Source organism: Microbacterium sp. bgisy189, assembly GCF_965345345.1.
In the GTDB taxonomy this organism is placed as follows: domain Bacteria; phylum Actinomycetota; class Actinomycetes; order Actinomycetales; family Microbacteriaceae; genus Microbacterium.
In genome coordinates this window covers 433,272-445,532 of the sequence record NZ_CBDRMZ010000002.1, presented here as the reverse complement: position 1 = coordinate 445,532, position 12,261 = coordinate 433,272, and the positions used below count along the sequence as shown (strand labels likewise).

The window sequence follows — 12,261 nt, the reverse complement described above, 5'->3', positions numbered from 1 at the left end:
GAGAAGAGCCATGTTCGAGAGATTCACGGACCGTGCCCGTCGTGTGGTGGTGCTCGCCCAAGAAGAGGCGAAGCTGCTGAACCACAACTACATCGGCACCGAACACATCCTCCTCGGCCTCATTCACGAGGGCGAGGGTGTCGCTGCGAAGGCGCTCGAAAGCCTGGGCATCTCGCTCGAATCGGTGCGCGAGCAGGTGCAGGACATCATCGGCCAGGGGCAGCAGCAGCCGACGGGGCACATCCCGTTCACGCCGCGCGCCAAGAAGGTGCTCGAGCTGAGCCTGCGCGAGGCGCTGCAGCTGGGCCACAACTACATCGGCACCGAGCACATCCTGCTCGGTCTCATCCGCGAGGGTGAGGGCGTCGCAGCCCAGGTGCTCGTCAAGCTCGGCGCAGACCTCAACAAGGTACGCCAGCAGGTCATCCAGCTGCTCAGCGGCTACCAGGGCAAGGAGCCCGCGGGGGTCGCCTCCGGCGCCGGCGAGCAGACGCAGCAGGCCGCCCAGGGCGGCTCGGCGGTGCTCGACCAGTTCGGCCGCAACCTCACGCAGGCCGCGCGCGAGAACAAGCTCGACCCGGTGATCGGGCGCGAGAAGGAGATCGAGCGCGTCATGCAGATCCTGTCGCGCCGCTCGAAGAACAACCCGGTGCTGATCGGTGAGCCCGGCGTCGGCAAGACGGCCGTCGTCGAGGGCCTCGCGCAGGCCATCGTGAAGGGCGACGTGCCCGAGACGCTCAAGGACAAGCAGGTCTACTCGCTCGACCTCGGCTCGCTCATCGCCGGCTCCCGCTACCGCGGTGACTTCGAAGAGCGCCTCAAGAAGGTCACCAAGGAGATCCGCACCCGCGGCGACATCATCGTCTTCATCGACGAGATCCACTCGCTCGTCGGTGCCGGCGCCGCTGAGGGCGCGATCGACGCCGCGTCGATCCTGAAGCCGCTGCTTGCCCGTGGCGAGCTGCAGACGGTCGGCGCCACCACGCTCGACGAGTACCGCAAGCACTTCGAGAAGGATGCCGCGCTCGAGCGTCGCTTCCAGCCGATCCAGGTCGGCGAGCCTTCCATCCCCCACGCGATCAACATCCTGAAGGGGCTGCGCGACCGCTACGAGGCGCACCACAAGGTGCAGATCACCGACGGCGCGCTCGTGGCCGCGGCGAACCTCGCCGACCGGTACGTCAGCGACCGCTTCCTGCCCGACAAGGCCATCGACCTGATCGACGAGGCCGGCGCCCGCCTGCGCCTCAGCATTCTGTCGTCGCCGCCCGAGCTGCGTGAGTTCGACGAGAAGATCGCGAAGGTCCGCGAAGACAAGGAGCGCGCCAGCGAAGAGCAGGACTTCGAGAAGGCCGCGTCGCTGCGCGACGAGGAGAAGTCGCTGCTGGCGGAGCGGCTGCGTCTGGAGAAGCAGTGGCGCTCGGGTGACGTCGCGACCCACGCTGTGGTCGACGAGGGCCTGATCGCCGAGGTGCTCGCCCAGGCCACCGGCATTCCGGTGTTCAAGCTGACCGAGGAGGAGACCAGCCGGCTCGTCTTCATGGAGACGGCGCTGCACCAGCGCGTCATCGGCCAGGAGGAGGCGATCGCTGCGCTCAGCCGCACGATCCGCCGTCAGCGTGCGGGCCTGAAGGACCCGAAGCGTCCCAGCGGCTCGTTCATCTTCGCCGGCCCCACCGGCGTCGGAAAGACCGAACTGGCGAAGGCGCTCGCCGAGTTCCTGTTCGACGACGAGGGTGCGCTCATCTCGCTCGACATGAGCGAGTTCAGCGAAAAGCACACCGTCTCGCGGCTGTTCGGTGCCCCTCCCGGGTTCGTCGGCTTCGAAGAGGGCGGCCAGCTCACCGAGAAGGTGCGCCGCAAGCCGTTCTCGGTCGTGCTCTTCGACGAGATCGAGAAGGCCCACCCCGACATCTTCAACTCGCTGCTGCAGATCCTCGAAGAGGGTCGCCTGACCGACGGTCAGGGTCGCGTCATCGACTTCAAGAACACGGTCATCATCATGACCACCAACCTCGGTTCGTCGGCGATCGCCGGCGGCCCGGTCGGGTTCCAGGTCGAGGGTGACTCGCAGACGACGTACGAGCGGATGAAGGGCAAGGTCGACGAAGAGCTCAAGCGCAACTTCAAGCCCGAGTTCCTCAACCGTGTCGACGACGTGATCGTCTTCCCGCAGTTGAGCAAGGACGAGCTGCGTCAGATCGTCGGCCTGTTCACCAAGCGTCTGAGCGAGCGCCTCCTCGACCGTGACATGACCGTCGAGCTCAGCGATGCCGCGAAGGACCGGCTCATCGAGATCGGGTTCGACCCGGCGCTCGGTGCCCGTCCGCTGCGCCGCGCCATGCAGCGCGAGGTCGAGGACCGACTCAGCGAGAAGATCCTGCACGGCGAGCTCAACAACGGTGACCACGTGAAGGTGGATGCCGAGAACGGACAGTTCACGTTCGAGCACGGCCCGCGCGGCGACAAGGTCGCCATCGGCGTCGGGGCTGCCGGCGCGATCGAGGCCACCCCCGATATCGCCGCATCGGGAAGCTGATCGAACGATCGATTCGAAGAGGGCGGATGCTGCGGCATCCGCCCTCTTCCGCGTTTCAGGGAATGTCATCCTCAAGGTGGATACCGGGAATACATTTCTTACGCCATGATGTGAGGTGACGCCATTGCACCGGCGTCACCGGGTCACAGGGGGACACATGCGTAAGACAGCTGTATCGATCGTCGGCGCCATCGGGGCGATGGCTCTTCTCGCCGGGTGCGGCACGGGCGGCGGAGGTGAGCTCACCTACGACGACTCGCCGCTGAACGAGTACATGTCGGCGATGTGGGGCGGCAACCTGTCGCCCGAGGAGCAGGAAGCGCAGTGGGCGGAGCAGAACCGTCTGCGCGAAGAAGCGATCGCCGAGTGCATGACCGACGAGGGCTTCGAGTATATCCCGGTCGACAGCTCCGGCGGCATCGTCATCACCGACGAGGAGGACGACCCATGGAAGCCCGACGACCGCGACTGGGTCGCGCAGTACGGATACGGCATGGTCAACTCGCCCGGCATGGAAGAAGAGATGCCGGTCGAGGAGGAAGGCCCCGTCGACCCGAACCAGGAGTACGTCGAGTCGTTGTCCGAGTCCGAGATGCAGGCCTACTACGAGGTGCTGTACGGCCCTGAACCGCCCGAAGAGGCGTACGAGGACGAGGACTTCGATTGGGACAGCTGGGACCGCGGATGCCAGCAGGCCGGCGACGAAGCAGTCGGCGACGACTCGCAGGCCCTGTACGAGAGCGAAGAGTTCAAGCCGCTGTTCACCGCGATCGAAGAGTTCTACACGAGCGCGCAGGAGAACGAGGGCATGGCCGAACTGCAGCAGGAGTGGTCGTCGTGCATGGCCGATGCCGGTCACCCCGGGTTCGAGACCCAGATGGCCGCGCAGGAGTCGATCATCGAGAAGACGAACGCCTTCTGGGAGGACTACACCGACTACGAGAACGACCCGACCGAGACGCCCGAAATGCAGGCGATCGCCGAGGAAGAGATCGAGCTCGCCCTCGCCGATCTCGACTGCCGCGAGAAGACCGACTTCCGTCAAGAAGAACTGCGCATCCAGTTCGAACTCGAAGAACAGTTCATCGCCGAGCACAAGGCCGAGCTCGACGCGCTCAAGGCGGCTGCCGAGCAGGCGAACGAATGAGGTCGGGGCGCCGCGGAGGCGACGCCGACGCCATCGAGCCCACCGGTGACGGTGCGGCCGAAAGCGCCGAGGCGTCGGCCGACGCCGACGCGACAGCGGTCTTCGACACGGTCGACGGCGAGCAGCAGGCCGAAGTGACCGAGGTGACCGAGGTCACCACGACCGACGGTCCCGCCGCCGGCGGCTGGCGCCGCGTGCTGACGGGCAACCGGGCACTGTGGACGATCGCCGCAGTCGCGATCGTCGCGCTCGTGGCGGGGCTCGTGCTCGGCCGGTTCGTCATCTCGCCTGTCGACGCCGCCACCGGACAGGGGGCACCCGATCCGGGCCTCGTGACCGTGCCCGTCGAGTTCGGAGAGCTCAGCAACGACATCACGATGCGCGGCGACGTCGCATATGCCGATGCCGTCGAAGTCACCCTCGACACCTCGTCGTTCGAGGGTGCCGCGGTCGTCACGGGACTCGTCCCCGAAGTCGGCAGCGAGCTGAAAGAACTGTCGGTCGCGCTCGAGGTGACCGGGAGGCCGGTCATCGTGCTGCCCGGTGAGCTGCCCGCCTACCGTTCGCTCGCCTACGGTGACTCGGGGCCTGACGTCGTGCAGCTCAAGCAGGCGCTCGCCGCGGTCGGCATCGACGGCGGCAACGCCGACTCCGACGTGTTCGATGAGGTGACGGCAGCCGGCATCGACGCGCTGTACGAGAAGGTCGGCTACCCCTCGCCGCAGGCGGCGGAAGGCTCGGACGAGGCAGTGGATGCCGCACGTGAGGGCGTGCGCGCAGCCGAAGAGTCGCTGGCATCCGCCAAGGCTGCGCTCTCGCAGGCGGGAGCCGGGCCGAGCCAGTCCGAGATCAAGACCGCAGACAATCAGATCGCCAGCATCCAGCGACAGCTCAACGTCGCCGAACAGACGGTGCCGCGCGACCCGGTGACGATCGGCGATCTGCGCGACCAGCTCGAACTCGCGAAGATCCAGCGGCGCGAACTGCTCGCCGCACGCGACACGAGCGCCGAGGCGCAGGGTGTCGAGAGCGCGCGTGAGCAGATCGCCGACGCCGAGCGTGCGCTCGCCACCGCGCGCCAGGCGGCACTCACGCCGATGCCGTCGAGCGAGATCCTGTACCTCACGCAGCTGCCGCGTCGCATCGACGCCATGAACGTGCAGCGCGGCACCGTGCTGCAGGGCGCCGCGATGACGGTCTCTGGCGCGACGATCGAGCTGAGCGGCACGGTCGCGCAGGCCGATGCCGAACTGCTCGAGGTCGACGCAGAGGCGTTCTTCGAACTGCCTGACGGTGAGCGGCACCGCGCCGTCATCACCGCGATCGAGGCCGAGGACGGCGGCGGCCGGTCGACGGTGAGCTTCACCCCAGACCCGCTCACGTCCGAGCAGATCGGCGAGCTGCAGGGCACCAACGTGCGCCTTGAGGTGCCCGTCGGCGCGACCGAAGGGTCGGTGCTGTCGGTGCCGTACGCGGCGCTCACCGCGGGGCCGGGTGGCGAATCGCGTGTCGAGGTCGTCGAAGGCGACCCGCGAGAGGGTGAGGATGCCGAGACCCGAATGGTCACGGTCGAGACCGGTCTCGCCGCCGACGGGTATGTCGAGGTGACCCCGACAGAGGGTGACCTCGAAGAGGGCGACCTGGTCGTGGTGGGCTCGTGAGCTCACCCCTCGTGGAACTGCGCGACGTCACCCGCTCGTTCCCCGGCCCGCCCGAGGTGCAGGCGCTCAAGGGCGTCTCGATCTCGCTCGCCGAGGGGGAGTACGTGTCGATCGTGGGGCCGAGCGGTTCGGGCAAGTCGACGATGCTCAACATCCTCGGCCTGCTGGATCGGCCGAGCGTCGGCGAGTATCGCCTGGCAGGGTCACTCACGGGAGACCTCGACGACGATCAGCGCGCAGCCGTCCGAGCCCGGTTCATCGGGTTCGTCTTCCAGGCCTTCCACCTCATGCCCCGCCGGTCGGTGCTCGATAACGTGCTCATGCCGATGCTCTACAGCGGCGTGCCCCGCGCAGAGCGGCACGAGCGCGCCAGGCGCGCGCTGGAGCGGGTGGGACTCAGCCACCGCGAGAACTTCTTGCCCGGCACGCTGTCGGGCGGTGAACGGCAGCGTGTCGCCGTGGCGCGCGCCGTCGTGAGCGGACCGAAGCTGCTGCTGGCCGACGAACCGACCGGCAGCCTCGACCAGCGCACCTCGGGCGAGGTGATGAGCCTGTTCGAAGAGCTCAACGCCGACGGCATCACGCTCGTCGTCATCACGCACGACCGCGACGTCGCCGCACGCGCGACGCGATCGCTGCGCATCTCGGACGGCCGCATCGAGGACGTCGCATGAAGCTGTGGCCGGGCCGGCGCCGCCGCAAGAAGACCGCCGACGCCGAGACGACGGAGCAGCAGCCGGAGACCGTCGCCGAGCCCCAGGGGTCAGCCGTCGAGTCCCTGCTGCCCCCCGTTCCGCGCGCCGACAGGTTCTCGGCGAGCGACCTCGTCGTCGAGGCGACCACCGATATCGGCTCCCGCCCCGGGCGGCTGTTCGTCACGATTCTCGGCACGGTGCTCGGCATCGGGTCGCTCGTCGCGACGTGGGGGTTCGCGCAGACCGCCGCCAATCAGGTCGCCAGCCAGTTCGACGCCGTCGCCGCGACCCAGGTCGTGATCACCCCGGCCACGACGTCGGCCGGGCGTGAGGGGCAGTCCGCCGCCACCGGGCGATTGCCGTGGGATGCTCCCGAACGTCTCGAGCGGCTCGCGGGCGCTGAGGATGCCGCGCTGGTCGCAACGGTCGTCATCGACGGTGCCGAGATCACTGCGGTGCCGCGCAACGACCCGTCGGCAGCGAGCATGTCGCCACCGACGCTGCTGGCGGCGACCGCGGGGCTGAACGACGTGATCCAGGGCTCCATCACGATGGGCCGCATGTTCGACGAGGGCCACGACGAGCGCGGCGACCGGGTTGCCGTCCTCGGCAGCCGTGCCGCCGAACGTCTTGGCATCGTGCGCATCGACCGCCAGCCGTCGATCTTCATCGACGGCATCGCGTACGCCGTCATCGGCGTCGTCGACGACATGGCGACGCGGGCCGATGTCCGCGACGCGGTCGTGATCCCGATGGGCGCCGCACGCGCCGACTTGTGGCTCGGTGCGCCGCAAGAGGCGCTCGTGCGCATCGCCGTCGGCGCGGGGCCTCAACTCGCAGAGCAGGCGCCGCTCGCCCTCGCACCCGCAGATCCCGAATCGGTGGAGGTGAAGGCGCCGCGGGGGCGTTCCGACCTGGGCAGTGCCGTGCAAGCCGATGTCAACATCGTCTTCATCGTCGTCGGTGCGATCTCGCTGCTCGCCGGTGGCCTCGGCATCGCGAACGTGACGCTGCTGTCGGTGCTCGAGCGCACCGGCGAGATCGGCCTTCGCCGCGCACTGGGCGCGACGCGGCGGCAGATCTCGGCGCAGTTCACGGTCGAATCGGTCGTGATCGGTCTGCTCGGCGGGCTGATCGGGGCCGCGTTCGGCGTGCTGGCGGTCGTGGTCGTCGCCGCGACGCAGCAGTGGACGGCCATTGTCGATCCGCTCGTCGCGCTCGGTGGCGTCGTGCTCGGCGCCCTCGTGGGCTGGCTGTCGGGCCGCTACCCGGCTCGCCGCGCCGCCCGCATCGAACCCGTCAACGCCCTCCGGGGTGCCTGACCGGGATCAGTCGAGGGGCGCGACGTCGACCGAGACGCGCAGCGTCGAGCGCTCCGCTTCGGTGTAGATGATGCCGCGCACCGGCGAGACATCGCCGTAGTCGCGGCCCCACGCCACCGTCACGTAGCGGTCGTTGGCCCACTGGTTGTTCGTCGGGTCGATCGCGAGCCACTCGTCCGTGCCCGGCAGCCACACCGCGAGCCACGCGTGTGACGCGTCAGCACCGAACACGCGCTCCTTGCCCGGCGGCGGCTGGGTCGCGAGATACCCCGACACGTAGCGGGCCGCGACGCCGTGCGCGCGCAGGCAGGCGAGTGCGACGTGGGCGAAGTCCTGACAGACGCCCGCGCGCTTGTCCATGGCATCGGCCACGGTGCTCGTGACCGTCGTCGCCGTCGAGTCGTAGTCGAAGTCGCGGAAGATCCGCTCCATCAGGTCGGTCGCCGCTTCACCGATCGGGCGGCCGGGTGTCAGCGACACGGCGCCATATGCGGTGGCGTCGTCGACGTGGCGGACGCGGGGCGACTCCATTGCGAACTCGGCAGCCCGCCACGCGCCTTCGACGTCGGGGTGGTCGAGTGGGCGTGCGTCCTCCCACGGGCGCGCCATGGCGGCCTCGTCGTACGCGGGCCGGTGCACGGTGACCTCGCTCGTGCACTCGATCGCGAGCGAGTCGTGCGGTTCGGTGAGGTGGAAGTACGTCGCCGCGTTGCCGAAGTAGTCGGCGTCGGGGCTGATGTCGCCGGGCGGCGGCGTGACCGTCACCTGTGATGACTCCACCTGCTGCCACGGCAGTGTGCGCGGCGACAGATGGAACTTGCCGACGCTGTCTTCGACCGGGGCGCTGTAGGTGTACGCCGTGCGGTGCCACACGCGATAGCGCTTCACGCCCTGGCCTCCATGAGTTCTTCGATGATCGCCAGCGACGATAGCGAGACCGCCGGCGGGCCGGACTCGAAGTGGGCCTGCGAGATCGCGTCTGCCACCTGCTCGATCTGTGCGCGAACATCGTCGAGCGTCTCGGAGAGAGCGGATCGGTGGCCGTCGGTCACGGCGGCGAGCTCTGCCACATCGAACTCATCGACCGTCGTGATGAGGTGATCGACGAGGCGCTCGGGGCGGCTCGAGCCGGTCGAGGCGGGCAGTGCGGCGAGGTGGTCACGGATCGCGTGGAGCGAGAACAGCAATGACCGCGGGTTGTCGGCGTCGAGCAGCAGCAGGTCGAGCACGTCGGCGGTGCGCATCGAGCCGCGATAGCGGCGGCGGTAGGTGACGATCGATTCGGATGCCGTCAGCACCGACTCGAGCACCTCCCGATCGGCGCGGAGCGTGCGCCGATCGACGGCGCCGACCGCGAGGATGTGGCACAGCTGCAGTGCACGCTCGAGTGCGCGCCCCGTCTCGATCATGTGCCAGCCGGCGTCGCGGATCATGTTGGCGGTCACACCATGCAACGACAGGATCGACGACAGCATGCGTCCTGCCGACTCGACAGTGCGGTGCGGATGCTGCGAGGCGCGCAGCGCTCTGGTCGCGCGGTCGATGTGGGCGAACACGCGCCAGGTGTCGCCCGAGAGCTGGTCACGCACACCCTCGAGCGCATCGCGCAACCGAAGGATCGACTGCGCCGGTGCCCCGCGTCGCCGCGTATCGAGCAGCAGGGAACGGAACTCCGCTTCGGGGTCGTCGTGGTGCCGGCCGGCGAGCCGTTCGAGCGTCGCGAGCAGCACGACCGCGCTCGGGTCGCGGTGGCGGTGCGCGCCTGGCTGGTCGAGCAGGTGCTGCGCGGTCAGCAGCAGTCGCAAGAAGTCTTCGGTGCGTTCGGCGTAGCGACCGACCCAGAACATGTCGGCCAGCGCGCGCGGCGCCAGGGGCGGCACCGTCCGTGCCGCCGGAAGCGGGTCGACCTCGATGAGCCCCTGGTCGGGGTCGGCATCGGATGCCTTCAGCACCCAGACGTCCTTCGTGGTCGGCGCGGCATCCGCGCTCTCGCGCACCGTCGCGAGGCCGCCGACGAGCGGGCGGTAACTCGAGCCGTAGCGCAGCGTGAACGACCGCAGCACGAGCGGCACCGACGCGGCAGATCCCGCAGAGGTCCACACCGGTGCCTGCGACAGCGGCAGCAGCTGCTGACCGACGAAGCGATGCGGAGCGGTGCGGATGCGAGCGATCAGGGCGTCGGTGTCGAGCCCCGCGAGCGCCTTGCGAGGCTCATCGAGGGCGCGCACGAACAGTCCCTCGTCGCCGGCGCGCAGCCGCGCGATCACGTCTTCGCGCGAGCCCGGATCGCCGCACCACCACGTGGGGGCTGACGGCAGTCGCAGCTGCTCACCCAGCAGGTGCTCGGCGGCCGCCGGCAGGAACGGCATCAGCGCCGGGTTCTCGAGGACGCCGGCGCCGAGTCCGTTCACCAGGCGCACGCGTCCGCGCCGAACGGCCTCGCTGAGGCCGGCCACGCCCAGACGCGAGTCGGCGCGCAGCTCCAGCGGGTCGCACCATTCGGCATCCACGCGTCGCACGATCACGTCGACGCGCTCGGTCGGGTTGCGCGCCGGCCACCCTGCCGGCTTCATCCAGACCCCGCCGTCGTGCACGACCAGGTCGCTGCCCTGCACGAGGGGAAAGCCGAGTGCGCCGGCGAGAAAGGCCTGATCGAACGCCGTCTCGCTCATCGTGCCGGGGGAGAGGATGACGATCGTCGGGCTCGTGACGCCCTCGGGCGCCGCGTTGAGCAGCGTCGCGTGCAGTGCCGAGAAGTACGGCTCCATGCGATGCAGGCTGCTCTCCTGATAGAGCTCGGGGATCACCTGCGAGATGACGCGACGGTTCTGCATCGCGAAGCCGAGGCCCGAAGGTGCCTGTACGCGGTCGGCGAGCACATGCCAATCGCCCTCTGCGTCGCGCCCCAGATCGACGGCCGACAGCAGCAGCGGATGAGGATCTGCCGCGCTGGGCCGCGCGACCGAACGGGCAAAGCCCGAATGCCCCAGCACGACCGGCGCCGGGATGATGCCCTTCGAGAGGAGGGTCTGGTCGCCGTACAGGTCGACGAGCAGCGCGTTCAGCAGTTCGGCGCGCTGCGCCAGACCCACGTCGAGGCGCGCCCAGGACGCGGCGTCGAGGATGAGCGGCATCGCGTCGAGCTGCCACGGCAGCGCCCCGACGTCTGGGTGGATGTACGAGACGCCGTCGTCGGCCAAGAATCGCACGATCTCGCCGTCGACGCGTCGCAACTCGTCGTCGGTGACCGCGAGGGCACGTTCGGCGAGTGCCTTCCACGCGGGGCGCAACGAGCCGACGGGGTCGACGACCTCGTCATAGCGTGCGTCGCCGGGCGCGGTGAACGGCAGTGTCGGCTGCGACACTGCCGTCGCGTAGTCACGGAGCACACTCACGCCGGCGCGCCCTTCCAGCAGCGGGGCCGATCGCTCGGCCGTGTACGGGTCACAGCAGAGCCTATCCGGCACCGGCGTTCCCGCGTCGCGGGCTTACGCTGGTGCCGTGACCGATGCATCCGCCTACACCGTCCGTCCGGCCCGCACGGCCGACGTGCGCGGCATCCTCGAGCTGCTGCAGCCGTGGGTGGAGCGACGCATCCTGCTGGGCAAAGAGCTCGTCACGCTCTTCGAGTCCGTGCAGGAGTTCGTTGTCGCCGAGGCGGGTGACCGCCTCATCGGATGCGGTGCGCTGCACGTCATGTGGGAGGACCTCGGCGAGATCCGCACGCTCATCGTGGCGGAGGACTGGCTGCACCACGGCGTCGGTGGGGGGCTCGTGACGGCGCTCGAAGACCGCGCGAACGCGCTCGGCTTGCGGCGGCTGTTCTGTCTCACCTTCGAAGTGCCCTTCTTCACCCGTCGCGGATTCGAACCGATCGGGGAGCAGATCGTCGACCCCGACGTGTACTCGCAGCTGCTGCGCAGCCCCGACGAAGGTGTTGCCGAGTTCCTCGACCTCGCGCACGTGAAGCCCAACACCCTGGGCAACACCCGCATGCTCAAGCAGTTGTAGGCGCGCCGGGGCGGCTGGCTCGGCCCCGCACCGTACCCTGACTGCGTGAGCACCCCACCCCGTCGCAGGCACTCCCCGGCCGTCTACCGCCGCCGGCGGTTGGCGTTGCTGCTCATCCTGCTGCTCGTCGCGGCGGCCGTGGCCGTGCTCATCTGGCAGCCGTGGCGAACCGCGGCATCCGATCCGGATCCGAGCGGGTCTGCTCTCGCGGCGCCGACCGACACCGCCACACCGGGGGCCACCGCGTCCGGCACGCCGCAGTCGACCCCCACGCCGAGTGGGACGGCGACCGTCGCCGAGGCGTGCAACGGTCGAGACCTGATCGTCGAGGCGGTGACCGACAAGGACTCCTACGGCGCCGGCGAGTTGCCGCAGCTGTCGATCTCGCTCACGAACGACGGCGAAACGGACTGTCTCATCGACGTCGGCACCGCGACGCAGCGATTCGTGATCACGAGCGGCAGCGACGAATGGTGGAACTCGGCGCACTGTCAGATCGAGTCCGCGAACCAGGTCGAAACCCTCACGGCAGGGCAGACGGTGACGACGGTCGAGCCCATCGTCTGGGATCGCACCCGCTCGTCGACCGAGACCTGCGCCGAGGGTGAGGACCGCCCGAGCGCGCCCGGCGGCGGCGCCTATTACAACCTGACGGTGACGATCGGCGGCATCACGTCAGACGACAAGGCATTCGAACTGCGCTGATCTGCTGCGGCGGTCTGTGCTGATTAGCTGCGGAAAGCGTCTACCTCGGGCAGAACGAACGAAACCCTGAGAGGTTTCTCACCATTTGTCCCCCGAAGGGGGGACATCATTCATGCGTGCGGATGGGTACCCTGAAATCAGCTCCCGTAGCGACCGCCGTTGTCCCCAGCAGCGGAAGTCA

General features: G+C 69.0%; 9 protein-coding genes. 7 read left to right on the top strand and 2 right to left on the bottom strand.

The features are described from left to right. The first annotated feature begins 10 nt into the window (after window positions 1-10). The 5 genes from ACSF8R_RS05085 (at window position 11) to ACSF8R_RS05065 (ending at window position 7,364) form a co-directional block, all read left to right on the top strand. Complete coding sequence (locus ACSF8R_RS05085) at window positions 11-2,539, top strand: ATP-dependent Clp protease ATP-binding subunit (protein ID WP_434810769.1); 2,529 nt, start codon at window positions 11-13, stop codon at window positions 2,537-2,539. A gap of 157 nt (window positions 2,540-2,696) precedes the next feature. Next, window positions 2,697-3,686 carry a hypothetical protein gene (locus tag ACSF8R_RS05080; protein ID WP_434810768.1) on the top strand — a complete coding sequence of 330 codons (990 nt, stop codon included), beginning with the start codon at window positions 2,697-2,699 and terminating at the stop codon, window positions 3,684-3,686. Then, window positions 3,683-5,347, top strand: a complete 1,665-nt coding sequence (locus ACSF8R_RS05075; RefSeq protein ID WP_434810767.1) for a hypothetical protein — start codon at window positions 3,683-3,685, stop codon at window positions 5,345-5,347. The genes ACSF8R_RS05080 and ACSF8R_RS05075 overlap by 4 nt, the downstream gene beginning before the upstream one ends. Further along, on the top strand, window positions 5,344-6,021 hold the full coding sequence (locus tag ACSF8R_RS05070) for an ABC transporter ATP-binding protein (protein WP_434810766.1): 678 nt from the start codon (window positions 5,344-5,346) through the stop codon (window positions 6,019-6,021). The genes ACSF8R_RS05075 and ACSF8R_RS05070 overlap by 4 nt, the downstream gene beginning before the upstream one ends. Further along, the gene (locus ACSF8R_RS05065; protein WP_434810765.1) at window positions 6,018-7,364 is read left to right on the top strand and encodes an ABC transporter permease; all 1,347 of its coding nucleotides are present in this window, start codon (window positions 6,018-6,020) and stop codon (window positions 7,362-7,364) included. The genes ACSF8R_RS05070 and ACSF8R_RS05065 overlap by 4 nt, the downstream gene beginning before the upstream one ends. A 6-nt stretch (window positions 7,365-7,370) precedes the next feature. On the opposite strand, the gene ACSF8R_RS05060 is transcribed toward ACSF8R_RS05065, so the two are convergent. After that, the gene (locus ACSF8R_RS05060) at window positions 7,371-8,252 is read right to left on the bottom strand and encodes a transglutaminase family protein (protein ID WP_434810764.1); all 882 of its coding nucleotides are present in this window, start codon (window positions 8,250-8,252) and stop codon (window positions 7,371-7,373) included. Beyond that, a complete protein-coding gene (locus ACSF8R_RS05055; protein ID WP_434810763.1) occupies window positions 8,249-10,759 on the bottom strand; it encodes a circularly permuted type 2 ATP-grasp protein in 2,511 nt (836 codons plus the stop codon). Before ACSF8R_RS05055 ends, ACSF8R_RS05060 begins: the two co-directional genes overlap by 4 nt. Window positions 10,760-10,865: 106 nt before the next feature. Here ACSF8R_RS05055 and ACSF8R_RS05050 point away from each other — a divergent pair, with 106 nt between their 5' ends. Then, window positions 10,866-11,375, top strand: coding sequence for an amino-acid N-acetyltransferase (locus ACSF8R_RS05050; RefSeq protein ID WP_434810762.1), 510 nt, complete (start codon window positions 10,866-10,868; stop codon window positions 11,373-11,375). Between the two features lie 45 nt (window positions 11,376-11,420). After that, a complete protein-coding gene (locus tag ACSF8R_RS05045; RefSeq protein WP_434810761.1) occupies window positions 11,421-12,080 on the top strand; it encodes a hypothetical protein in 660 nt (219 codons plus the stop codon). The last annotated feature ends 181 nt before the right edge of the window (window positions 12,081-12,261 follow it).

Coding starts and splice junctions, on each gene's coding strand:
- ACSF8R_RS05080 (WP_434810768.1), top strand. CDS start 2,697: ATGCGTAAGACAGCTGTATCGATCGTCGGCGCCATCGGGGCGATGGCT.
- ACSF8R_RS05085 (WP_434810769.1), top strand. CDS start 11: ATGTTCGAGAGATTCACGGACCGTGCCCGTCGTGTGGTGGTGCTCGCC.
- ACSF8R_RS05065 (WP_434810765.1), top strand. CDS start 6,018: ATGAAGCTGTGGCCGGGCCGGCGCCGCCGCAAGAAGACCGCCGACGCC.
- ACSF8R_RS05075 (WP_434810767.1), top strand. CDS start 3,683: ATGAGGTCGGGGCGCCGCGGAGGCGACGCCGACGCCATCGAGCCCACC.